We start from the raw sequence: 23,090 nt of genomic DNA on the forward strand, positions 1-23,090 counted from the left end.
AGACGGGGGAGACGATGGCTGATCCGGTGGCGGTGCGCGGGGTCGTGGCGACCAGACCGAGGCATGTGATCCCGGAGGCCGGGGCGCCGATCACGACCTTCCGGCTGGTGACCGGTCCGAGCCTGGCGACCGGTGCGAGGTCGGACGAGACGACCGACGGCCCGCGCAACTGGTACACAGTGACCGCCACGCACCAGCTGGCTCTGAGCGCCGCCGCCTGCGTGGCCCGAGGCGACCCCCTGCTGGTCTCGGGGCGGCTACGGGTGCGCGACTGGGAGGGTGAACTGGAGGGCGTCACGGCCGAGATCGAGGCGCACGCCATCGGCCACGACCTCGCCTGGGGGCTCAGCGTGTTCACCCGCTGTGTGGCCGATGCGCCGCTGGTGGCGCACGACGACGTTCGCGGAGTTCGCACAGGTGCGGAGCCCTAGGGTGGTCACCATGAAAGCGAAGGCCCGTCCGACCGCCGCACGTCACCGGTGGAGGGCACCGGCGGCGGCCTCCCTCGCCGGCCCGGCCCTCGTCCTTGCCGTGGTGCTCAGCGGGTGCACTCCGACATCGCCGGTCGCGCCGACGTCGACGAGTTCGGCTTCGGTCGACAGCTCGACGCCCATACCGACCTCCTCGGCCGCGCCCGCCCCGGTCCTGGTGCCGGGCGGCAAGGCCACCCAGAACCTCCCGTTCTTCGACAAGGTCAACCAGGCGACCATCGCGGCCAACGCGGGCGCGAAGGGCCGCGACTTCATCGACGCGCTCGTCGCGGCCGGGTTCTCGAAGAGCGACATGCAGGTGACGGCCGACACGACGACCATCGGGCTGAAGGCGAACTCGATCCAATTCTCCGTCAAGCTCGGCGACACCTGCCTCATCGGGCAATACGGCGCCGATGCGGGCGGCTACGAGAGCACAACCTCCGCCACGCTCGCGACCGGCGGCTGCCTGATCGGCCAGACCAGGACTATCGACTGGTAGTTGCCGGTATCCTCGTACAGGGCATGCGAGCCCGGCGGTCGAGCCGCCGTGCTCGAGCGGTCTGCGCGAGTCCAGAACAAGAAGTTTAGGAATAAGAGTGGCCGAATACATTTACTCGATGGTCAGGGCGCGCAAGGCGGTCGGCGACAAGGTGATCCTGGACGACGTCACGATGGCGTTCCTCCCTGGAGCCAAGATCGGCGTCGTCGGCCCGAACGGTGCCGGTAAGTCGACCATCCTGAAGATCATGGCCGGCCTCGACACCCCGTCCAACGGCGAGGCCAAGCTGTCTCCGGGTTATACGGTAGGCATCCTCATGCAGGAGCCGGTGCTCGACGAGAGCAAGACGGTCCTCGAGAACGTGCAGGAGGGCGTCGGCGAGATCAAGGGCAAGGTCGACCGCTTCAACGAGATCTCCGGCCTCCTCGCCGACCCGGACGCCGACTTCGACACCCTGCTCGCCGAGATGGGCACGCTGCAGGAGCAGATCGACGCGGCCGACGCCTGGGATCTCGACTCTCAGCTCGAGCAGGCGATGGACGCGCTCCGCTGCCCGCCGGGCGACTGGCCCGTGAACACCCTCTCAGGCGGTGAGAAGCGTCGTGTCGCGCTCTGCAAGCTGCTGCTGCAGAAGCCCGACCTCCTGTTGCTCGACGAGCCCACCAACCACCTCGACGCCGAGAGCGTGCTCTGGCTGGAGCAGCACCTCGCCAAGTACCACGGCGCCGTGCTCGCGGTCACCCACGACCGGTACTTCCTCGACCATGTGGCCGAGTGGATCGCCGAGGTCGACCGCGGACACCTCTACCCGTACGAGGGCAACTACTCGACCTACCTCGAGAAGAAGCGCGACCGCCTCGCGATCCAGGGCAAGAAGGACGCCAAGCTGTCCAAGCGGCTCTCCGACGAGCTCGACTGGGTACGCAGCAACGCCAAGGGACGACAGGCCAAGTCCAAGGCGCGTCTGGCGCGCTACGAGGAGATGGCGGCCGAGGCGGAGCGCACCAGGAAGCTCGACTTCGAGGAGATCCAGATCCCGCCCGGGCCGCGTCTGGGCCAGATCGTGATCGATGCGAAGAACCTGCAGAAGGGCTTCGGCGACCGTGTTCTCATCGACGGCCTGACCTTCACGCTGCCGCGCAACGGGATCGTCGGCGTGATCGGCCCGAACGGCGTCGGAAAGACGACGCTGTTCAAGACGATCGTCGGTCTGGAACCGCTCGGCAGCGGCGACCTCAAGGTCGGCGAGACCGTGCAGATCTCCTATGTCGACCAGACCCGCGGCGGCATCGACCCCAACAAGAACGTCTGGGAGGTCGTCTCCGACGGCCTCGACTACATCCAGGTGGGGAAGACCGAGGTGCCGTCGCGCGCCTATGTCTCCACGTTCGGGTTCAAGGGTCCAGACCAGCAGAAGAAGTCCGGCGTGTTGTCGGGCGGTGAGCGCAACCGCCTCAATCTGGCGCTCACGCTCAAACAGGGCGGCAACCTCCTGCTGCTCGACGAGCCGACCAACGACCTCGACGTCGAGACGCTGTCCAGCCTCGAGAACGCGCTGCTCGAGTTCCCCGGCTGTGCCGTGGTCATCACCCACGACCGCTGGTTCCTCGACCGCATCGCGACGCACATCCTCGCGTACGAGGGCACCGACGAGAACCCGTCCGACTGGTACTGGTTCGAGGGCAACTTCGAGGCGTACGAAGAGAACAAGGTGCAGCGCCTCGGGCCCGACGCGGCAAAGCCGCACCGGTCGGCCTACCGCAAGCTCACTCGCGACTGAGGCGCACTCGATGCGACTGCACGTCCCGATCAAGCTGCGCTGGAGCGATCTCGACGCGTACGGCCATGTCAACAACGCCGAGATGCTGCGCCTCCTCGAGGAGGCGCGCATCGAGGCGTTCTGGGAGCCCGACGACTCGGGTCAGGGCAGCGGCGAGGCAGTCGGCGGCTCGACCGCCGTGCTCGACGGCCGTCCGGGTGCCGACACCCTGACGCTGATCGCGCGGCAGGAGATCGAGTACCTCGCGCCGATCCCGTACCTGCGGCAGCCGCTCGATGTTCAGCTGTGGCTCGGGCGTCTCGGCGGCGCCAGCCTCGAAGTCAACTACGAGGTGTGGTCGCCCGAGGGGGTCGAGCCGCGGACGATGTTCTCGCGAGCGGCGACGACGATCGTCCTCGTCGACTCCACGAGCCAGCGCCCGCGTCGCATCAACGACCGCGAGCGCGCGGCGTGGACTCCGTACCTCGACGAGCCGGTGACGTTCACCAAGCGCTGAAGCGCCGAGGGGCACGTTGTTGCCCCTTTTGAGCGCGCGAAAGGGACAACAACGTGCCCCTCGGCGCTCGTTCTACGAGGTGATCGTCACCGTGCCGCTGGAGACGGAGGTCGTGAGCTTGGTGAGCGGCGTGCTCGCAGGGCCCTGGAGCACGTCGCCTGTGGCCCCGTCGAAGCGCGAGCCGTGACAGGGGCAGTCGAACTCCTTGCCCTGCGGCGCCACCGTGCAGCCCTGATGCGTGCAGACGGCGCTGAAGGCGACCACGTCGCCGGCCTTCGGCTGCGAGACCACGATCGGCGTGGAGCCGAGGGAAGCGGAGACCGCACCGCCGACCGGGATCGACGAGAGCTCGACAGTGGTCTTGCCGCCGTAGCCCGACCCGCCGGTCCCGACGGACCCTTCTGGCGTGCACGCTGCGAGCAGGAGCACCCCCGCGCCCGCTACGGTCGCGCCGCCGACCTGGACGAGGGTACGTCGCGTGAGCGGTGTGGAATCGGTCATCGTGGGTCCTCCCGGTCGGCGGTGCTTTCTCCTAGCGTAAGCATGGAGGGTGGACGCTTCGGCTCACTCATGGAGTTCTGAACTTTTCCATCGCCTGCTCCGTGCTTAATGTCGGGAGGTGACCATGCCGGATGAGGACGCACGCCTGCTGCGGGAACTGCACGACCAGCACGCGCAGGCAGTGTGGCGCTATGTCGTCCACCTCACCGGCGATCGAGCGATGGCCGACGATGTCGTGCAGGAGACCCTGCTGCGCGCTTGGCGCAGACCCGCGGTGCTGGACCAGTCCCAGCAGTCCGCGCGCGCCTGGCTGTTCACCGTTGCGCGCAACATCGTCATCGACGAAAAGCGCAGCGCACACAGCCAGCATGAGTTCGGCACCGACACGCTCCCGGAGCGGCCCTCCGCGGACGACGGCGCCGACGCGGTCCTCGACGCGTGGCTGGTCTCCGACGCGTTGGCTGAGCTCTCCGACGAGCACCGCGCGGTGATCGTCCACGCCTACTACGGTGGCCGGTCCATCGCGGAGATCTCGCGCGAACTCGAGATCCCGGAAGGCACGGTCAAGTCGCGGCTGCACTACGGTCTGCGTGCCATGCGGCTGTCGCTTCAGGAGCGGGGGGTGACGGAACGATGAACCACGACGAGTTCTCCACCTGGGACGCCGCGTATGTGCTCGGCTCCCTCTCGCCCAGCGAGCGCAAGCTGTTCGAGGAGCACCTGCACGAGTGCGTTCGCTGCTCGGCCGCAGTCGCCGAGCTCGCCGGCGTGCCCGGGCTCCTCGGTCGTGTGCCGCGGGAGCAGGCGTTCGCCCTCCTCGACGAGGAGGCGCCGCGCGACGCCGGGCTGGGCGCCGAGGTGCTGCCCTCCCTGTTGAAGCAGGCACGTCGGCGTCGGCGGAGGTCGCGCTGGCTGGTCGGCGGCCTGGCCGCCCTCGCGGCCGCAGTGCTGGTCGGCGTGCTGGCGATCACGCTCCCCGCGGTGCTTCCGACGTCGTCGCCTGGCCCGAGCGTCGCCATGGAGCAGGTCGAGCCGAGCGCGCTGTCCGCGGACCTCCGGCTCACCTCCGAGCCGTGGGGCACCCGGATCGACTCGCGCTGCACCTACGCGAAGGTCGGCGGCGACGAGGGCCGCACCTGGACGTACGCGATGGTGGTCACCGACCGCTCCGGGCATCAGTCCCAGATCTCGACGTGGACCGCGGCAGAGGGGAGCACGGTCGTCCCGACGGCGACGACGAGCGTCCCGCTCTCCGACATCGCGGCGATCGACATTCGTGCGGCGGCGAACGGGACGGTCCTTCTGCGCAGCACGTTCGGCTAGAACCGCCGCTGAGACCGATGCGACGGTTTCAGTCGCGCAGCGCCTCGCCGGGTACGCGGATGGTCGCCTCCTGCGCCACGCTCGCGACCAGACGCCCGTCGCGGCTGAAGATCCGGCCGAGCGACAGCCCGCGGCCTCCGCCGGCGCTCGGCGACTCCTGCGCGTAGAGCAGCCACTCGTCGACGCGTGCCGGCCGGTGCCACCACATCGCGTGGTCGAGGCTGGCGGCCTTGAGCCCCGGGGTGGCCCAGGCCACCCCGTGCCGGCGCATCACCGACTCCATGATCGTGTAGTCGCTCGCGTAGGCGAGCGCAGCGCGGTGGAGGGCGGGGTCGTCGGGGAGGGTGCCGATCGCACGGAACCAGACCGCCTGGTGCGCGACCTGCGGGCCTTCGACCGAGAGGTAGATCGGCGACGGCACGTGCCGCATGTCGAACGGCCGCTGGCTCGCCCAGTACTGGGCGACCGGGTGCTCGACGTCTTCGAGCGTCGCGGCCGAGTTCGGCAGCGACTCCGGGTCGGGAAGGCCCTCGGGCATCGCGACCTGGTGCTCGACCCCGCCGTCCTCCGCCTGGTACGACGCGATCATCGACAGGATGGGCAGGCCGTTCTGGTAGGCCTGGGTGCGCCGGGTGGAGAACGATCGGCCGTCGTGGATGCGGTCGACCGAGAACGTGATCGGGAAGTTGACGTCTCCTGGCCGCAGGAAGTAGCCGTGCATCGAGTGGATGCTGCGGTCGTCGGCGACCGTGCGTGTCGCCGCAACGATCGACTGCGCGAGCACCTGACCGCCGAACACGCGGCCCAGCGGCATCCACTGGGAAGGACCGGTGAAGATGTCCTCGCTCGTACGGGCACCTGTGTCGGTGAGGTCGAGCGCTGCCAGCAGCGATTCCAAGGGCTCTGTCAACAGTGTCTCCGTCCGATGTCTCTAGTAGCTTAGAGTGCAGATGAGCCAGTCGTTTTCTCTCCAGGACACCCTCGCCGCCGCCGATCTGCAGACCTACCTGTCTCGGGCCGCCCGCGTCGAGGAGGGGTCGGTGCGCCTGATCGCCGGATCGGGTGTGCTGGCCGTGTACACCGCCATCCTCTATCCGAGGGGGCTGCTCGATCAGACGCCGACGGTGCTCGGGCTGCGCACCTTCCTGACCGCGCCCGACGTCGCGTTCGACGTGGTGGTGCCGATCCGCTCGCTGCTCGACCGGCTGGCGCGCGTGCGCGAGGCGGCCGAGAGCGCGGCTGCGGCCTCAGAGCAGGGCTCGGTCGAAGAGGAGGGCCGCGACGGCGACGAGAGCGGCGCCGTCAACGGTGCGGTCGAGAGCGCTCCGCTGGAGGTCCGGCTGCCGATGGAGGCGCCATCCGTCACCTGGGCGGGCATTTCACCACCCCGCGGCGGCTGGCGCCAGGTCGGCGAGACGACGTACGAGCTGCTGCAGTCGACGGCGGCCGCCGGCATCGCCGAGGTCGCGGAGGCCGTGCCGACGGGCACGGGGGAGCAGCTGGTCCAGCGCGTGCGCGCGGAGGTGTGGGGCCGTCCCATCGACGGGCTCGAGTACGTCCCGGCTGGCGCCGCCTTCGCCGCCGAGAGCCTCGGCTTCCTCGCCGTGGGCGAGCAGGTCGCGATCCTGGAGACCGGCCCGTGGACCCGGCTGACGACGCGTCGCGGCCACACGCTCATCCGTCGCCAGGCCTGGAGCCTGCGCGGCTAGTCACTTTCGCGTCGAAATGTCGCGTCCCGCGTGTCGGAGGCCAGATTCCCGGGGAATGTTGCGTCTCCGCGTGTCGGAGGCGACATTCGCCGGGATTCTTGCGTCTCCGCGTGTCGGAGGACATTCGCGCTGAATGTCGCCTTCCCCCGGCGGAGGCGACATTCGCGGGGAATGTTGCGTTTCCACGCGTCGAAGGCGGCATTTGCGGGGAATTCTTGCGTCTCTCCGCGTGTCGGAGGCGACATTTGCGGGGAATGTTGCGTCTCCGCGTGTCGGAGGCGACATTTGCGGGGAATGTTGCGTCTCCGCGTGTCGGAGGCGACATTTGCGGGGAATGTTGCGCCCCCGCGTGTCGGAGGCGACATTCGCCGGGAATGTCGCGGCTCAGGCCGCGCGCGCAATTGTGCGGCCGGCCTGCCTGCCCGAGAACAGGCAGCCGCCGAGGAAGGTGCCCTCCAGCGCCCGGTACCCGTGCATGCCGCCCCCGCCGAAGCCGCTGGCCTCGCCGGCGGCGTATAGTCCGGGCACCGGGGCGCCGTCGGCCGACAGCACCCGGCCATCGAGGTCCGTCTCGATGCCGCCGAGGCTCTTACGGGTGAGGATGTGGAGCTTCACCGCGATCATCGGGCCCGCCTTCGGGTCGGTGAGCTTGTGCGGTGACGCGACCCGGATGAGCTTGTCGCCCCGGTATGAGCGGGCGACCCGGACCGCAGCGAGCTGCAGGTCCTTGCCGAAGTCGTTGTCGAGTTCGCGGTCGTGCTCGCGCACGTGGCGCGTCACGAGCTCGAGGTCCAGCGGAACCCCCGACAGCCGTTGCATCCCGGCCAGCAGCTCGTCGAGCGTGTCGGCCACCACGAAGTCGGCGCCCTTCTGCTTGAACGCCTCCACAGGAACTGGCGCGCCCGGCACGATCCGCTTGGCGAGCAGGCCGAGGTCTTTCCCGGTCAGGTCGGGGTTCTGCTCGCTGCCGGAGAGCGCGAACTCCTTTTCGATGATCTTCTGCGTGAGGATGAACCAGCTGTGGTCCGAGCCAGTGCGGCGTAGATGCTCAAGGGTGCCGAGCGTGTCGAACCCCGGGAAGAGCGGTGCGGGCAGCCGGTCGCCGTGGGCGTCGAGCCACAGTGACGACGGCCCCGGGAGGATGCGGATGCCATGGCGCTCCCAGATCGGGTCCCAGTTCTGGATGCCCTCGGTGTAGTGCCACATCCGGTCGCCGTTGATGAGGTGGGCGCCCGCCGTCTCGGCGATGCCGAGCATGCGGCCGTCAACGTGGGCGGGCACGCCCGAGAGCATGAAGTCCGGGGGGGTGCCGAGCCGCTCAGGCCAGGCGGCGCGCACCATGTCGTGGTTGCCGCCGATCCCGCCGCTGGCGACCACCACCGCGGGTGCACGCAGTTCGAAGTCCGCGATCCGCTCGCGATTGCTCGGCGCTCCGCGTCCGGCGGAGTCGGCCTTCAGGATCTCGCCCCGCACACCCGTGACCGACCCGTCCTCGACGATGAGCTCGTCGACACGATGGCGGTGCAGCAGTCGTGCCTCCCCGGTGGCCGCGGCGGCCTGCACCCGACGGACAAAGGGCGCCAGCACGCCGGGCCCGGTGCCCCAGGTGATGTGGAAGCGCGGCACCGAGTTGCCGTGGCCTCCCGACGTGCCGTCGCCGCGTTCGGCCCAGCCGACGACCGGGAAGAACCGGACGCCTTTCTCGTGCAGCCACGCCCGCTTCTCGCCGGCGGCGAACAGGAGGTAAGCCTCCGCCCAGCGCTTCGGCCAGTGGTCCTCCTCACGGTCGAACGCCGCGCTCCCGAACCAGTCCTGGCGGGCGAGCGCCAGCGAGTCGTGCACGCCCAGCCGGCGCTGCTCGGGCGAGTCGATCAGGAACAGACCGCCGAACGACCAGAACGCCTGCCCGCCGAGGGAGGCCGCGGGTTCCTGATCGACGATCGTCACGGTCTTGCCGGCGTCGAGCAGCTCGCTCGCTGCGACGAGTCCGGCAAGGCCGGCACCCACGATGATGCAGTCGGGTTCTGGGCTCATGGCGTGTCTCCTTCGGCACGGCGGTGGAGGAGCGCTGGGTTATTCGTCGAACGTGTTGACCATAGCGAACGCGGCGCGTTCCAGATAGCTCCAGAGCGTCTCCTCCTGCAGCGGAGGCAGACCGAGCTCGTCGACGGCGACCCGCATGTGCGCGAGCCACCGGTCGCGCGCATCGGGGTTCACGGTGAAGGGGTTGTGCCGCATCCGCAGCCGCGGGTGTCCACGCTGCTCGCTATAGGTGGTGGGCCCGCCCCAGTACTGCTCGAGGAACAACGTCAGGCGCTCACGGGCCGGGCCGAGGTCCTCCTCGGGGTACATCGGCCGCAGCACGGGGTCGTCGGCGACACCGCGGTAGAAGGCGTCGACCAGGCGGACGAACGTGTCGTGTCCGCCGATCTGCTCGAAGAAGGACGGGCCGGTCGGCGGCCCCACGGGGATGGTCGTCATCTCACTCCGTCGGAGGCTGCTTTGGAGTGCGCGGCGCCCGGGGAGCCGGTGGCTTGGCGGGTGCCTCGGCGTCGGGCGCCGTCTCGATCGCGGGTCGGATGCGGATCGCGCCTGGGTCGGACGCCGCTCCCGGGGCGCGCTTGGCCGCGGCGCGCGCCCTGCGGCCGTTCGACGGCTTCGCGGGCACGACCGGGGTGGGCCGCGTGCGGGGCGGCTTGGCGCCGTTGACGCTGCCCGCGCTGTCGAAGCCGCTGAGCACCACCGCCGACAGCGACGGCAGCGTGATGCCCAGCCGGTCTGTGGCCTGCTTGAGGCGGAGGCGCAGCTCGCGCGAGACGTCGTCCTTCGCGGTGGTGCGCGTCTTGAGAACGATCCGGATGACCAGCGCATCGGCCGAGACCGATTCCAGCCCCCACAGCTCGGGCTTGTCGAGGATGCGCGAACGCCACTCGGGGCTGGTCGCGAGGGCGGTCGCAGCCTCCATCATCGCGGACTGCACGGCCTCGATGTCGGCGTCGTACGGCACGGCGAGGTCGACGATCACGCGCGACCAGCCCTGCGACATGTTGCCGACTCGCACGATCTCGCCGTTGCGCACGAACCAGAGGGTTCCGTTGACGTCGCGCACCTGGGTGATTCGGATGCCCACGGCCTCCACGACGCCGGTCGCCGAGCCGAGGTCGACGACGTCGCCGACGCCGAGCTGGTCCTCCAGGACCATGAAGAGGCCGTTCAGCACGTCTTTGACGATGTTCTGCGCGCCGAAACCGAGGCCGGCGCCGATGGCTGCGGTGAGGAGGGCGAACGATGTGAGCGCATCGGGCGCGAAGACCTCAATGACCAGGATGATCGTGATGATGCCGATGGTCACGTTGACGATGTTGCTGAGCACGGAGCCGAGCGTGCGGGTGCGCTGCACGACCCGGACGGCGGCGAGCGGCGAGGCGACGAGCGCCTGCGTGTCGGTGACGCTCTGCCCCTTCTTGACACCGCTGACGATCTGCCTGACCGTGCGCCGGATCACCACACGCAGGATCCAGCTGAGCACGACGGCGCCGGCGACGATCAGGGCCGCGTGGAGGAGGTTCCAACCCGCCGAAGTCAGCCACACGCCGACCTCGGTCCAGAAGTTCGCTTTCAGAATTCCCATACGCTCGGAATCCTACCGAGTGGGGCCTTGGCATCCCCTGGACCCGCCGTCCTCACCGCTCGACGAGTCCGTTGTCGTAGGCGAAGATCACGGCGTGCACGCGGTCGCGCAGCTGGAGCTTCGAGAGCACGCGGCCGACGTGGGTCTTCACCGTGGACTCGGTGAGGAACAGCTTGGCCCCGATCTCGCCGTTCGTAAGCCCGTCGGCCATAGCGAGCAGGATCTCGCGCTCACGTGGCGTCAGGGCGGCGGCCGGGTCGGCGCCGGGCAGCGTGGCATCGGAAGCCGGGAGCCGGTCGGCGAAGAGCTCGAGCATGGCGCGGGTGACCCGGCCGCTGACGGCGGCGTCGCCGCTCGCGACGGAGCGGATCGCGGCCGTCAACTCGGAGGGACGCGCGTCTTTGAGCAGGAAGCCGCTCGCCCCCGCACGCAGCCCGCCGAACGCATACTCGTCGAGGTCGAAGGTCGTGAGGATGATGATGCGGGCGGCCGGGTTGGCTGTGACGATGCGCCTGGTCGCCTCGATCCCGTCAACCGTGGGCATGCGCACGTCCATGAGGATCACATCGGGTCGGGTCTCGACCGCGAGCCGGATCGCCTCCGCACCGTCGGCGGCCTCGCCGACCACCTGGAGATCGGGCTCGGCCTCCAGCACCATCCGGAAGCCGAGGCGTACGAGGGCCTGGTCGTCGACGACGAGGATGCGCAGTGGCCGGTCGGGAACGGGGCCGGGGTCGGTCATTCGGGACTCCTGGGGTCGGGTTCTGGTTCTCGTGCTGGTGCTGACACGGGTGGCGCGGACGAGGAGGCGGCAGGCGACGGAGCCCCGACCGGCCGCACGGCCGGGAAGTCCGTCACGACCCGCCAGCCGCCACCGCGACGCGGCCCGGCTTCCAGTGTGCCGCCGTAGAGGGCGACGCGCTCGCGAAGCCCGAGCAGTCCGCTGCCCGAGCCCTGGACCGAGCCGGTGTGCACGGTGGCGTCGTCCTCCACGACAAGGCGGATGCGATCGTCGCCGAATTCGATCGTCACCGTGGCGGCCGTGGCGAGTGCGCCGTGCCGGAGGATGTTGGTGAGGGCCTCCTGCACCACCCGAAACACCGTGAGCTGCTGGCCGACGTCGGTCGGCGCGGTTCCGGAGACGGTGATCCGCACGGGGAGGCCGGCGGCTCTGAACCGCTCGACCAGCTCGCCGAGCTCGCCGAGGCCCGGTTGCGGCGCGTGGACGGCGGCCTCCTCGTCGCCGGCGCGGAGCACGCCGAGCAGCCGGCGCATGTCGCCCAGCGCGCTACGTCCGGTCTCGGCCACGAGCCGCATCGTCTCGGCCGAGCGTTGCGGTGCGGTGGTGACGAGTCCGGCCGACCCATCGGCGAGGGTGATCATCACCGTCAGGCTGTGTGAGACGATGTCGTGCATCTCGCGGGCGACGCGGCTGCGTTCGGCCGCGGTGGCGATCTCGGCCTGCTGATCGCGTTCACGCGCCAGCTGCCGCGCGCGGTCGATGAGAGCGTCGAGATACCGGCGCCGGTTTCCGGCGTTGGTGCCGACGAGCACGGCCACGGTGCAGAACGAGAGCGCGGCAAAGCCCGAGGGGACGGCGTCGGTCGACAGCGGTGCGAAGCGGTGGACCGGGACCAGGAGCTCGGTGATGACGAGCACCCCGATGGTCGCGACCGCGGTGATCGCGTACGCGATCCACGCGGAGCGTGCCGATCGGTACACGGCCAGGGCGTACAGAGCGAAGACGGTCGGCACGAAGTCCACGTTCCGACCGATGAACACGCTCAGCACGAGCACGATGAGGGCGATGGCGAAGACCGCGCGGGGATACCAGCGGCGCGCGAACAGGGCCGCTCCGGCGATCGCCGTGAGAATCACCCGCAGCGCCACCTCCCAGCTGGACCCCTTGGTCATCTCATAGATGCCGTCGGCGAGCGTCGGCACGAGGTAGACCCCCGCGACCAGCGAGTCGACGAGCAACAGATGGGCGCCGAAGAAGCGCCGCACCGCCCCGGGCGGCCTCGGGAGTTCGAGGTCGGCTGGGGCGGCGTCGGGGGCGGTCACCTGCGAGCTCACGCGTCCCGTCGCTGCAGGAGGATCGCGCCGCCGATGAACACGACCGCGGTCCAGATCACCACGGTGAGGACGTTCTGCCACGGCTCCAGGGTTCCATTCGGCAGTCCGGCCATCCCGTTGCCCGCGCTGCTGAGCAGGTAGTGCGACCAGTCGCCGATCCAGGTCTGCTGGGGAAGCAGCTGCTGCAGAAGCGCCGCGATGATCGGCAGCAGGAAGAGCACGCCGAGTGCCGTGGCGATCCCGCCTGCGCTCGCTTTGAGGATCGCGCCGACGCCCAGGGCGAAAACGGCCACGAGGCCCAGGTAGGCAGCGGCGCCGAGGATGGACCACATCGTGGAGTCGGTGAAGAGCTCGCCTTTGTATCCCTTGGCCGTGAGGAGTGGAACGGCGATGGACCACGACGCGGCGAAGCTGATGAGTCCGACCACGAATGAGCTGAAGAAGAGCACGATCGCCTTCGCGGCGAACACCGGGAACCGATGCGGGGCGGCCGCGAACGACGATCGGATCATCCCGGTGGAGTACTCGCCGCTGATGGCGAGCACCCCGAGCACGGCGACGACGAGCGGAGCGAAGGTGAGCCCGGCCAGCGCCGATCGCGTCGTGAACTCGGCGAGCTGCTGCGGAGGGACGCGGGCGCCGAGCGTCGAGGCCTCCGGCACCACGGCGGAGAGCAGCGCGGACAGGCCGGCGATGAGCACCAGCACGCTGACGAGGGTCCAGAACGTCGAACGCAGGGACCGTAACTTGATCCATTCCGATCGCAGTACGCGCGGGAAGGTGAGCCGGCCGATCTCGGAGTGCTGGTGCAGCGTGGCGGTTGCGGTGCTCATCGGGCGACCTCCGAGTGGTATTCGACTTCGTCCTGGGTGAGTTCGAGGTACGCCTCTTCGAGGGAGGCGCTGAGCGGCGTCAGCTCGTGGAGGGCGATGCCGGCGGCGGCTGCGGCGTCGCCGATCTGCGCGGCCGAGAGCCCGGACACCTCCACGAGCTGCGCCTCCACGCTGGTGACCGTGATGTCGGCCCCGGCGATCGCGCTTGCGAATCGTTCCACCTCGGGTGTGCGGACGCGGACGGCGTTGCGGGTGGCGCCGGCGAGGATCTGATCGACGGGTGCGTCGGCGAGGATGCGGCCGCGGCCGAGCACGATGATGTGGTCGGCGGTCTGGGCCATCTCGCTCATCAGGTGCGAGGACAGGAAGACGGTGCGGCCCTGGCTTGCGAGGTGGCGGACGAACTGGCGCACCCAGAGCACGCCCTCGGGGTCCAGACCGTTGACCGGCTCGTCGAGGATGAGCGTGGCCGGGTCGCCGAGCATCGCGGCGGCGATGCCGAGGCGCTGGCCCATTCCGAGGGAGAACCCGCCGACGCGTTTGCTCGCCACCGACTCCAATCCGGTCAGGCCGATCACCTCGTGCACACGGCGCTTGGAGATGCCATGGGTGGCGGCCATCGCCAGCAGATGGTTGTAGGCAGTGCGGCCCGTGTGCACCGCCTTGGCGTCGAGCAGGGCGCCGACCTCCCCGAGCGGCGAACGCAACTCGGCGTACCGCTTGCCGTTGATGGTCGCGGTTCCCCGGGTGGGTCGGTCGAGGCCCATGATCATCCGCATGGTCGTGGACTTGCCTGCGCCGTTCGGGCCGAGGAAGCCGGTGACTTTACCCGGCTGTATCGTCGCACTGATTCCGTCGACAGCTGTCTTGCTGCCGAACGTCTTCGTGAGGTTGTCGAGTCGGATCATGAGATGAGACTAGGGCCGTTGCGAGGTTCGCGTCATCGAACCCGGGTACTATGCCGACCCAGCGGGAGCCTGCGACCGAGGACACGGTCGCAGGCTCCGGCCGGTGGCGGTTCAGGCGTCCCGACGCTTGAGCAGGATCGCACCGGAGACCAGCGGCACGGCGGCCCAGATCACCACGGTCAGGATGTTCTGCCACGGTTCGAGCTGGTTCGCGATGCCCGCCATTCCCGGCCCGACGTTGCTGAGCAGGTGACGCGACCAGTCGGCGATCCAGGTCTGGTCGGGAAGCAGCTGCTGCAGGAGCGAGCTGATCACCGGCAGGAGGAACAGGGCGCCCAGCGCGGTCGCGATCCCGCCGGCGCTGGCCTTGAGCACGGTACCCAGACCGAGCGCGAACAGCGAGACCAGACCGATGAAGGAGGCCGAACCGGCGACGGACAGGAGCGTCGAGGAGCTGAAGAGGTCGACCTCGTAGCCTTTCGAACCGAGGACGACTGCAACGGTCACCCAGGCGGCCATGAACCCGATCGCCGAAAGCACGAACGAGGACACGAACAGCACGCACGCCTTTGCCGTGAGCAGGCGGATGCGGTTGGGAACGGCCGCGAACGACGACCGGATCATCCCGGTGGAGAACTCGCCGCTGATGGCGAGCACACCGAGCACAGCGATCGCGAGCGACGCGAAGGTGATGCCGGAGGAAGCCTGATTGATGACGAACTGTCGGAGGGTGTCGGCGGGAGCCCCTTCGAGGGCGGAGGCGTCCCGAGCAAAGGCCGAAACGAGGAACGGAAGGCCCACGAGCAGGACCAGGACGATGAACGCGGTCCACGCCGTGGAGCGCAGTGTGCGCAGTTTGATCCACTCCGAGCGCAGGACGCCCGGAAACGTGAGCCGGCCGAGCGGCGAACGGCCGCGAGCCGTGGGCGTGGTGGTCAGAGTAGGGGTTGCGGTGCTCATCGGGCGACCTCCGAGTGGTATTCGACTTCGTCCTGGGTGAGTTCGAGGTACGCCTCTTCGAGGGAGGCGCTGAGCGGCGTCAGCTCGTGGAGGGCGATGCCGGCGGCGGCTGCGGCGTCGCCGATCTGCGCGGCCGAGAGCCCGGACACCTCCACGAGCTGCGCCTCCACGCTGGTGACCGTGATGTCGGCCCCGGCGATCGCGCTTGCGAATCGTTCCACCTCGGGTGTGCGGACGCGGACGGCGTTGCGGGTGGCGCCGGCGAGGATCTGATCGACGGGTGCGTCGGCGAGGATGCGGCCGCGGCCGAGCACGATGATGTGGTCGGCGGTCTGGGCCATCTCGCTCATCAGGTGCGAGGACAGGAAGACGGTGCGGCCCTGGCTTGCGAGGTGGCGGACGAACTGGCGCACCCAGAGCACGCCCTCGGGGTCCAGACCGTTGACCGGCTCGTCGAGGATGAGCGTGGCCGGGTCGCCGAGCATCGCGGCGGCGATGCCCAGGCGCTGGCCCATTCCGAGGGAGAACCCGCCGACGCGTTTGCTCGCCACCGACTCCAACCCGGCCATGCCGATCACCTCATGCACACGGCGCTTGGAGATGCCATGGGTCGCGGCCATCGCCAGCAGATGGTTGTACGCGCTACGACCGGTATGCACCGCCTTCGCGTCCAGCAGAGCGCCGATCTCGGTCAGGGGCGAGCGCAGCTGAGTGTAGGACTTGCCGTCGATCGTGGCTGCGCCTCGTGTCGGCCGATCCAGCCCCATGATCATCCGCATGGTCGTGGACTTGCCTGCGCCGTTCGGGCCGAGGAAGCCGGTGACTTTACCCGGCTGTATCGTCGCACTGATTCCGTCGACAGCGGTCTTGCTGCCGAACGCCTTGGTGAGGTTGTCGAGTTGGATCATGCTTTCGACCCTATGGACACGACCGGCGGGTGTCGTCGGCCCCGAGCCGCATGGATCGGGCGTCGCTGTAGCACCGTGGTCCGACACGGGGGTCACAGATCGAATGACCCGTGACCCCCGTGTGTTCGCGTCGCGACGAGCGCGAGCTCTGTGCTAGTTCGCGCTCTGGGCGTCCCGCGCCTGCGCCGCGAGCGCGCGCTCGACTCCGGCGAAGTTCTCGACCACGAGACGGCGCAGCGCGGCCGGCTCGGGGTTGGCGTCGAGCCAGGCACGGGTGGCGTCTCGCAGGGCGGCGTTCGCGAGCGGCGCCGGGTACATTCCGGCGACCAGGTACTCCGCGATCTTGTAGCTGCGCGAGGCCCAGACCTGTTGCAGCGCAGCGAAGTACGGCTCGACGAAGGCGGCCAACACCTCGGTATCCGCCGCGCGCTGGAAGCCGAGGCCCGTGAACCGGACGATCGTGTTCGGCAGGCTGTCGGAGCCGAACACCGAGTCCCACGCCGCCTGCTTGCCCGCGAGCGTCGGGATGGATGCCCGGGCCTGTGCCGCGAACTGCGCGCCGTTGGCGGTGTTGTCGGCCTCGAGCGCGGCATCCACGTCGGCGTTCCCGGCGGCGCCGCCCGCGACCAGGGCCACGAGCAGCTCCCAGCCCAGGTCGGTGTCCACGGTGAGTCCCGGCAGAGTCAGCGAGCCGTCGCGCAGCTGCGCCAGGGTCGCCAGCTGCTCCGGGGTGGAGGCCAGCGCCGCGAAGAACTTGACGAACTGGAACTGGGCGTCGCTTCCGGCTTCTGCTTGCTGCGCGAGCTGCCACAGTGCCGAAGCGGCCTCCTCTCTCGTCTGCTTCTGGCGCTCGGGCGCGACATAGCTGCTGGCGGCGAGCACCAGCTGGTTGAGCGTGGTGCGGAGGGTGGTGGACTCGGTCTCGGAGGCGATGTTGCCGAGCACCAGGCGCACGTAGTCGCTCGCGCTGGACTCCGCGTCGCGGGTGGCGTCCCACACCGCGCCCCAGACCAGTGAGCGGGCGAGCGGGCTCTCGATCGACGAGAGGTGCGCGAGAGCCACGCGGTGCGACTCCTCGTCGAGGCGGATCTTCGCGTAGGCGAGGTCGTCATCGTTGAGGAGCACGAGCGCCGGGCGCTTCAGACCGACGAGCTCGGCGACCTCCGTGCGTTCGCCGTCCACGTCGAGCTCGACCCGTGAGGCGCGCACGAGGCGGCCGTCGACCAGATCGTAGAAGCCCACGGCGAGGCGGTGCGGACGGATCGTCGGGTAGTCGGCCGCGGCCGACTGCAGGATCGCGAACGCGGTGATGATGCCGTCCGCGTCGACTGCGATCTCCGGGCGCAGGGTGTTGACGCCCGCGGTCTCCAGCCATTTCTTCGACCACTCGGTGAGGTCGCGGCCGCTGGTGGCCTCCAACTCGACCAGGAGGTCGGTCAGCTCGGTGTTGCCGTGCTGGTGCTTCGTGAAGTACTGCGCGACGCCGGCGAGGAAGTCGTCCTGGCCGACCCAGGCGACCAGCTGCTTGAGCACCGAGGCGCCCTTCGCGTAGGTGATCCCGTCGAAGTTGACCTGCACGTCCTCCAGGTCGTTGATCGTCGCGACGATCGGGTGGGTGGAGGGCAGCTGGTCCTGTTTGTACGCCCAGCTCTTCTCCAGGGCGGCGAAAGTGGTCCAGGCCTCGGTCCACTCGGTGGCCTCCGCGGTGGCGAGAGTGGAGGCGTACTCGGCGAACGACTCGTTCAGCCACAGGTCGTTCCACCACTTCATGGTGACCAGGTCGCCGAACCACATGTGCGCGAGCTCGTGCAGGATCGTGACGACACGACGCTCCTTGATGGCGTCGGTCACCTTCGAGCGGAAGACGTACGTCTCGGTGAAGGTGACCGCTCCCGCGTTCTCCATCGCGCCGGCGTTGAACTCCGGCACGAACAGCTGGTCGTACTTCTCGAACGGGTACGCGTAGTCGAACTTCTCCTCGTAGAACGCGAAGCCCTCCCGGGTCTTCTCGAAGATGTAGTCGGCGTCGAGGAAGCCGGCCAAGCTCTTGCGGGCGTACACCCCGAGCGGGATGGTGCGGCCGTCGCGGCTGGTCAGCTCGCTGCGGACCGACTCGTACGGACCGGCGATGAGGGCCGTGATGTAGGAGGAGATGACCGGGGTGGGAGCGAACGACCAGGTCTTCGCACCCTCACTCGCTGCCACCGGCTCCGGAGTGGGGGAGTTGCTCACGACCGCCCAGTGCGCGGGAGCTGTGACCGTGAAGGTGAACTGCGCCTTCAGATCGGGCTGCTCGAACACCGCGAACACGCGGCGCGAGTCGGGCACCTCGAACTGCGAGTAGAGGTAGACCTCGCCGTCGACGGGGTCGACGAAGCGGTGGAGGCCCTCGCCGGTGTTGGTGTAGATCGCGTCGGCGTCGACCGTCAACTCGTTCTCGGCCTGCAGCCCGTCGAGCTGGATGCGCACCCCGTCGGCGACGACAGCCGGGTCGAGCTCCACGCCGTTCAGCACGACGGAGCGGACCGTGCGCGTGATCGCGTCGATGAAGGTCGAGGCGCCCGGCGTCGCGGCGAAGCGCACAGTCGTGGTGCTGCGGAAGGTCTCCGGACCCGTGGTCAGGTCGAGGGCCACGTCGTAGCTGTGGGTGCGGACGAGCGACGCGCGCTCCTGGGCTTCGATGCGGGTGAGGTTTTCTCCGGGCAACGCTGACTCCTTGGAAAAAGCGGATTGGGGTGTGGATCGTGTCCACCGCATCCACCTTAGTGAGGTCGCGCCGCGGGCGCGGAGGCGGCGTCGGCGGCCTTCTCTAGACTGTGAGAATGCGCATCCACATCGCCACCGATCACGCCGGTCTCGACTTCAGTACGCACCTCCAGCAGCACCTGTCGCAGGCCGGCCACGAGGTCGTCGACCACGGTCCGACCGAGTACGACCCGATCGATGACTATCCGGCGTTCTGCATCAACGCCGCCAAGGCCGTCGTGCGCGACCAGCAGGCCGGTGTGGAGGCCCTGGGCGTCGTCTTCGGAGGTTCGGGCAACGGCGAGCAGATCGCGGCCAACAAGGTTCTCGGTGTGCGCGCGGCGCTGGTCTGGAACGAGAGCACCGCCCAGCTGGCGCGTCAGCACAACGACGCCAACGTCATCTCGATCGGGGCGCGCCAGCACACCGTCGAGGAGGCGACGCGCTTCATCGACGTCTTCATCGCCGAGCCGTTCTCGCTGGAGGAGCGTCACGTGCGCCGCATCGCGCAGTTGGCCGAGTTCGAGGCCACAGGCGACATCGCGGGCAGGAACGTGGATCGCTGATGCCCGAGGGCCACTCCGTCCACCGCATCGCGAAGCAGTTCGCCGTCAACTTCGTCGGTCACCGCATCGCCGTGTCTTCGCCGCAGGGTCGGTTCGCAGCCGACGCCACCCGCATCGACGGGCACACGATGGTGGCGGCGAAGGCCGTCGGCAAACAGATGTTCCTGGAGTTCGACAACGGCCTCTGGCTGCGCATCCACCTCGGCATCTACGGCGCCTGGGACTTCGCCGGCGACATCAGCGTCGATCCGACGATCGCGAGCGCGAACGGGCGGATGGGCCAGACGAATCAGACGGGAACTGTCCTGGACGAGGCAGGCGAGAACTCCCTGCACTCGATCGGAGCGCCTCGCCGAACCCGTCTGCGCATGGCGGAGTCCGAGAAGGTGGAGGCCGACATCGACATCTTCCCGCCGGAGCCGGTCGGCCAGGTGCGGGTGCGCCTCCTCAGCGACACCGCCGTCGCGGACCTCCGTGGTCCGACGGCGTGCGAGGTGCTCGACCCGGCCGAGGTCGATGCCGTGATCGCCAAGCTCGGGCCCGACCCGCAGGTCGACGACGCGCCGGAGGCCGAGGAGGCCTTCGTCGCGAAGGTGCGCACGAAGCCGACCGCGATCGCGCTGCTGCTCATGGACCAGAGCGTCGTCAGCGGCATCGGCAACGTCTACCGTGCCGAGTTGCTGTTCCGTGCGCGGCAGAACCCGCACACGCCGGGCAAACTCGTGCCGGAGGAGACAGTGCGGGCGCTCTGGCGCGACTGGGTGCACCTGCTGCAGATCGGTGTCGAGACCGGGCAGATGATGACGATGGACGACCTCGACGAAGCGTCCTTCCGCAAGGCGATGGCCAAGCGGGAGGACCGGCACTGGGTCTACAAGCGCGAGGGGCTACCGTGCCGTGTGTGCGGCACGCATATCCTCCTGGAGGAGCTGGGCGGGCGGAAGCTCTACTGGTGCCCGAAAGATCAGGCATGACGTCAGAAAGGCACTGAGGAGGGCACCGAATGCGTCAGAACCCCAGCTTCCCCCTCGGCGACCGGGCCGAGATCGAGCGGATCATCCGCGAGAACCCCTGGGGCACCTTCGTCAGCAACGCGTCAACGGGCCTCGTCGCCTCGCACTACCCGGTGATCCTCGACGACACGCGCGAGGAGCTCAGCATCGTCAGCCATGTCGGACGGCCGGACGAACAGCTGCACGAGCTGGGAGAGCACGAGCTGCTCGTCATCCTCCAGGGGCCGCACGGGTACATCTCGTCGTCGTGGTACGACGCCGACCCCGCAGTGCCGACGTGGAACTTCGTGGCCATCCACCTCTCGGGTGTTCCGCAGATCCTGAGCGCCGGGGAGAACCTCCAGGTGCTTGAGAAGCTCGTCGACCACTTCGAGCGCGAGCTGCCGAACCCACGTCAGCTCCGCGGAACGCTGGAGGACGAGCGCTACGCCGAGCGCATCTCTTCTGGCACGGTCGGCCTCCGCCTGACCCCGACGAAGATCGTCGCCAAGCAGAAGATGAGCCAGAACCGGCCCGACAATATCGTCGACTCGATCATGACCGAACTCGGGGGCGACTCGCCCTACGCGAGCCCGTCACTGCTGCGTGAGATGCAGCTCGTGCACGACCGACGCCGCGCAGCGCGATGAGTCTCGTCCTGGCCGGTGCCCGGCTTCCCGGGTCAGACCGACTGGTGGACGTGACCATTCGCGACGGACTGATCGTCTCGGTGTCGCGGTCTGGCACGTCGGGTGAACGCGGGCTCGAGCGCGTGCAGCTCGGCGGCCGCTGGCTGGTCCCGGGGCTCTGGGATCAGCACGTGCACTTCACTCAGTGGGCGCAAACCGCGCGCCGCCTGGATGTGTCGCGAGCGGCGTCGGCGGCCGAAGCGGCCGCGCTGGTCGGCTCGCGAATGACGGCTGATCCCGGCCCGGACGTCCTCGTCGGCTTCGGCTTCCACGACGCGCTCTGGCCCGACCTCCCGACCCGCGAGCTGCTCGACGCGGCCGCGGGGGATCGGCCGGTCGTGTTGATCGCCGGCGACCTGCACTGCTCCTGGCTGAACTCCGCTGCCATGGCGCGGTTCGCCCCTGACGTGGAGGGCGCACTGCTGCGCGAGGACGCCAGCTTCGCGCTGACGACCGCGCTCACCCCGACGGACGACGCGACCCTCGATCACTGGGCAGCGGAGGCCGCTGAGCGTGCGGCCCGGCGTGGTGTGGTCGGGATCGTCGAGCTGGAGTACGGCTGGAACCTGGAGACCTGGACCCGCCGGATCGCAGCGGGCGCGCGTTCGTTGCGGGTCGAGTTCGGTGTCTACCGCGACCGGATGGAGGATGCGGTCGCCCTCGGTCTCCGTACCGGGCGCTCGATCGAGGGCACGCACGGCCTCCTCACGATGGGCCCGTTCAAGGTGATCTCCGACGGCTCGCTGAACACCCGCACCGCGCTCTGCCGGTATCCCTACCCGGATGGGGGTCACGGTGTCGCCAACGTGACGCCGAGCGAGCTGCTCGCCGACCTCCGGTTCGCGGTCGGCAACGGCATCGAGCCGGCCGTGCACGCCATCGGCGACGAGGCCAACGGGCGCGCTCTCGACGCGTTCGAGGCGGTCGGTGTGGGCGGCAGGATCGAGCACGCGCAGCTGATCGACCCGGAGGACGTTCCGCGCTTCGCGGCTCTCGGCGTGACCGCGAGCGTCCAGCCCGAGCACGCGATGGACGATCGCGACACCGCCGACCGGCTCTGGGCCGACCGTACAGGCGACGCGTTCCCGCTCGCGTCGCTGCTGGCCTCCGGCGCGCGGCTCGCCTTCGGCTCGGACGCGCCCGTCGCGCCGCTCGACCCGTGGGCGGCGATCGCGTCGGCGGTGGGCCGCACGCGCGACGGCCGGGAGGCGTGGCACCCCGAGCAGCGCATCCCCGCTGAGGCAGCTCTCGACGCGTCGACGCGCACTCGCGTCGCCGCTGGCGAGCCGGCAGACCTGGCGATCGTCGAGCGCGACCCGTACGCGTCAGCCTGCGACGACCTCGCGGCCCCGGACGCGCTGCGGACCATGCCCGTCGCAGCGACCCTCCTCGCGGGCCGCTTCACCCACAACGCTCTCTGAGCGCAGCGCCTCGAACAGCGAAGGGCACGTCGTTGTCGCTTCCGCCAGTGGCGAAAGCGACAACGACGTGCCCTTCGGCACGCGGTACGGCCTACTCGCTGATGTGCGCGAACAGGAACCAGCGGTCCTTGTCGAGACCGCGGGCGATCTCGATCGCGACGTCTTGGCTGGTCTGGTCGAGCTCGTCGAGCTCCTTGACCGCGGTGTTGACGCTCGTGAGCGCGGCGTCGATCTGAGCGATCACCTCGGCGATCGTCTCGTTCGACGGCCGGAATCCGGCGGTGAGCTCCGCCGTGGTCGTCTTGGCCGCGACGGTGCCGAGACGCGCGTCGACGGGGAGGCCGAGGGCGACGATCCGCTCCGCGGCGAGGTCGGCCCACTCCTGGGCATGGTCGACGATCGTGTCGAGCAGCTCGTGCACGCCGATGAAGTTGGCGCCGCGCACGTGCCAGTGCGCCTGCTTACCGTTCACGACGAGAGCGGTGAGGTCGATGACCACGGGGGTGAGGAACTGTGCGACCCCTGCGGCGACGTCGGGGTTCGAAACGCTCTGGCTTACAGTGGTGTCCGTCATAGTGGC

24 protein-coding genes are annotated in these 23,090 nt (G+C 69.3%); 11 read left to right on the forward strand and 13 right to left on the reverse strand.

Annotation, left to right across the window (positions count from 1 at the left end; all coding sequences use genetic code 11):
- The first annotated feature begins 14 nt into the window (after positions 1–14).
- From ACPPVW_RS14715 to ACPPVW_RS14730, 4 genes are all read left to right on the forward strand, one after another.
- Positions 15–431, forward strand: coding sequence for a single-stranded DNA-binding protein (locus ACPPVW_RS14715; RefSeq protein WP_426623835.1), 417 nt, complete (start codon positions 15–17; stop codon positions 429–431).
- A gap of 10 nt (positions 432–441) precedes the next feature.
- A complete protein-coding gene (locus ACPPVW_RS14720) occupies positions 442–972 on the forward strand; it encodes a DUF6993 domain-containing protein (protein ID WP_426623836.1) in 531 nt (176 codons plus the stop codon).
- Between the two features lie 97 nt (positions 973–1,069).
- Complete coding sequence (gene ettA, locus ACPPVW_RS14725; protein ID WP_426623837.1) at positions 1,070–2,752, forward strand: energy-dependent translational throttle protein EttA; 1,683 nt, start codon at positions 1,070–1,072, stop codon at positions 2,750–2,752.
- Positions 2,753–2,762: 10 nt separating this feature from the next.
- Positions 2,763–3,248, forward strand: a complete 486-nt coding sequence (locus ACPPVW_RS14730) for an acyl-CoA thioesterase (protein WP_426623838.1) — start codon at positions 2,763–2,765, stop codon at positions 3,246–3,248.
- 72 nt (positions 3,249–3,320) lie between these two features.
- On the opposite strand, the gene ACPPVW_RS14735 is transcribed toward ACPPVW_RS14730, so the two are convergent.
- Positions 3,321–3,749, reverse strand: a complete 429-nt coding sequence (locus tag ACPPVW_RS14735) for a ubiquinol-cytochrome c reductase iron-sulfur subunit (protein WP_426623839.1) — start codon at positions 3,747–3,749, stop codon at positions 3,321–3,323.
- Positions 3,750–3,873: 124 nt separating this feature from the next.
- Between ACPPVW_RS14735 and ACPPVW_RS14740 the strand changes: the two genes are divergently transcribed.
- The gene (locus tag ACPPVW_RS14740) at positions 3,874–4,386 is read left to right on the forward strand and encodes a sigma-70 family RNA polymerase sigma factor (RefSeq protein ID WP_426626315.1); all 513 of its coding nucleotides are present in this window, start codon (positions 3,874–3,876) and stop codon (positions 4,384–4,386) included.
- The gene (locus ACPPVW_RS14745) at positions 4,383–5,072 is read left to right on the forward strand and encodes an anti-sigma factor family protein (RefSeq protein ID WP_426623840.1); all 690 of its coding nucleotides are present in this window, start codon (positions 4,383–4,385) and stop codon (positions 5,070–5,072) included. Before ACPPVW_RS14740 ends, ACPPVW_RS14745 begins: the two co-directional genes overlap by 4 nt.
- A gap of 28 nt (positions 5,073–5,100) precedes the next feature.
- Here the strand turns inward: ACPPVW_RS14745 and ACPPVW_RS14750 are convergent, their stop codons facing one another.
- A complete protein-coding gene (locus tag ACPPVW_RS14750; RefSeq protein ID WP_426623841.1) occupies positions 5,101–5,982 on the reverse strand; it encodes an acyl-CoA thioesterase in 882 nt (293 codons plus the stop codon).
- A gap of 40 nt (positions 5,983–6,022) precedes the next feature.
- On the opposite strand from ACPPVW_RS14750, the gene ACPPVW_RS14755 reads away from it, so the two are divergent.
- Positions 6,023–6,781 carry a hypothetical protein gene (locus ACPPVW_RS14755; protein ID WP_426623842.1) on the forward strand — a complete coding sequence of 253 codons (759 nt, stop codon included), beginning with the start codon at positions 6,023–6,025 and terminating at the stop codon, positions 6,779–6,781.
- 384 nt (positions 6,782–7,165) lie between these two features.
- Here ACPPVW_RS14755 and ACPPVW_RS14760 read toward each other — a convergent pair whose 3' ends face one another.
- From ACPPVW_RS14760 to pepN, 10 genes are all read right to left on the reverse strand, one after another.
- Positions 7,166–8,815 carry an FAD-binding dehydrogenase gene (locus tag ACPPVW_RS14760; protein WP_426623843.1) on the reverse strand — a complete coding sequence of 550 codons (1,650 nt, stop codon included), beginning with the start codon at positions 8,813–8,815 and terminating at the stop codon, positions 7,166–7,168.
- A gap of 39 nt (positions 8,816–8,854) precedes the next feature.
- Entirely contained in the window at positions 8,855–9,262 is a 408-nt protein-coding gene (locus ACPPVW_RS14765) for a globin (RefSeq protein ID WP_426623844.1), read from the reverse strand.
- A 1-nt stretch (position 9,263) separates the two neighbouring features.
- Complete coding sequence (locus ACPPVW_RS14770) at positions 9,264–10,412, reverse strand: mechanosensitive ion channel family protein (RefSeq protein WP_426623845.1); 1,149 nt, start codon at positions 10,410–10,412, stop codon at positions 9,264–9,266.
- A gap of 52 nt (positions 10,413–10,464) precedes the next feature.
- On the reverse strand, positions 10,465–11,154 hold the full coding sequence (locus tag ACPPVW_RS14775) for a response regulator (RefSeq protein ID WP_426623846.1): 690 nt from the start codon (positions 11,152–11,154) through the stop codon (positions 10,465–10,467).
- Positions 11,151–12,488 (reverse strand): sensor histidine kinase, encoded by a 1,338-nt coding sequence (locus ACPPVW_RS14780; protein WP_426623847.1) that lies wholly within the window; start codon positions 12,486–12,488, stop codon positions 11,151–11,153. The genes ACPPVW_RS14775 and ACPPVW_RS14780 overlap by 4 nt, the downstream gene beginning before the upstream one ends.
- Entirely contained in the window at positions 12,485–13,321 is an 837-nt protein-coding gene (locus tag ACPPVW_RS14785; RefSeq protein WP_426623848.1) for an ABC transporter permease subunit, read from the reverse strand. The genes ACPPVW_RS14780 and ACPPVW_RS14785 overlap by 4 nt, the downstream gene beginning before the upstream one ends.
- Entirely contained in the window at positions 13,318–14,229 is a 912-nt protein-coding gene (locus ACPPVW_RS14790) for an ABC transporter ATP-binding protein (RefSeq protein WP_426623849.1), read from the reverse strand. Before ACPPVW_RS14790 ends, ACPPVW_RS14785 begins: the two co-directional genes overlap by 4 nt.
- A gap of 111 nt (positions 14,230–14,340) precedes the next feature.
- Positions 14,341–15,189, reverse strand: a complete 849-nt coding sequence (locus ACPPVW_RS14795) for an ABC transporter permease (RefSeq protein ID WP_426623850.1) — start codon at positions 15,187–15,189, stop codon at positions 14,341–14,343.
- The gene (locus ACPPVW_RS14800) at positions 15,186–16,097 is read right to left on the reverse strand and encodes an ATP-binding cassette domain-containing protein (protein ID WP_426623851.1); all 912 of its coding nucleotides are present in this window, start codon (positions 16,095–16,097) and stop codon (positions 15,186–15,188) included. Before ACPPVW_RS14800 ends, ACPPVW_RS14795 begins: the two co-directional genes overlap by 4 nt.
- Before the next feature lie 153 nt (positions 16,098–16,250).
- Positions 16,251–18,803 (reverse strand): aminopeptidase N, encoded by a 2,553-nt coding sequence (gene pepN, locus ACPPVW_RS14805; RefSeq protein WP_426623852.1) that lies wholly within the window; start codon positions 18,801–18,803, stop codon positions 16,251–16,253.
- A gap of 116 nt (positions 18,804–18,919) precedes the next feature.
- Here pepN and ACPPVW_RS14810 point away from each other — a divergent pair, with 116 nt between their 5' ends.
- Genes ACPPVW_RS14810 through ACPPVW_RS14825 form a run of 4 tightly spaced genes read left to right on the forward strand, consistent with a single transcriptional unit; the run spans position 18,920 to position 22,510 of the window.
- Positions 18,920–19,408: a ribose-5-phosphate isomerase gene (locus ACPPVW_RS14810; protein ID WP_426623853.1), complete on the forward strand. Its 489-nt coding sequence runs from the start codon at positions 18,920–18,922 to the stop codon at positions 19,406–19,408.
- Positions 19,408–20,382, forward strand: coding sequence for an Fpg/Nei family DNA glycosylase (locus ACPPVW_RS14815; RefSeq protein WP_426623854.1), 975 nt, complete (start codon positions 19,408–19,410; stop codon positions 20,380–20,382). The genes ACPPVW_RS14810 and ACPPVW_RS14815 overlap by 1 nt, the downstream gene beginning before the upstream one ends.
- A 29-nt stretch (positions 20,383–20,411) precedes the next feature.
- Complete coding sequence (locus ACPPVW_RS14820) at positions 20,412–21,050, forward strand: FMN-binding negative transcriptional regulator (RefSeq protein ID WP_426623855.1); 639 nt, start codon at positions 20,412–20,414, stop codon at positions 21,048–21,050.
- A 50-nt stretch (positions 21,051–21,100) separates the two neighbouring features.
- Positions 21,101–22,510 (forward strand): amidohydrolase, encoded by a 1,410-nt coding sequence (locus ACPPVW_RS14825; protein ID WP_426623856.1) that lies wholly within the window; start codon positions 21,101–21,103, stop codon positions 22,508–22,510.
- 91 nt (positions 22,511–22,601) lie between these two features.
- Here the strand turns inward: ACPPVW_RS14825 and ACPPVW_RS14830 are convergent, their stop codons facing one another.
- On the reverse strand, positions 22,602–23,084 hold the full coding sequence (locus ACPPVW_RS14830) for a Dps family protein (protein ID WP_426623857.1): 483 nt from the start codon (positions 23,082–23,084) through the stop codon (positions 22,602–22,604).
- Between the last annotated feature and the right edge of the window lie 6 nt (positions 23,085–23,090).

It is taken from the genome of Leifsonia sp. McL0607, from assembly GCF_049993355.1.
In the GTDB taxonomy this organism is placed as follows: Bacteria; Actinomycetota; Actinomycetes; order Actinomycetales; family Microbacteriaceae; genus Leifsonia.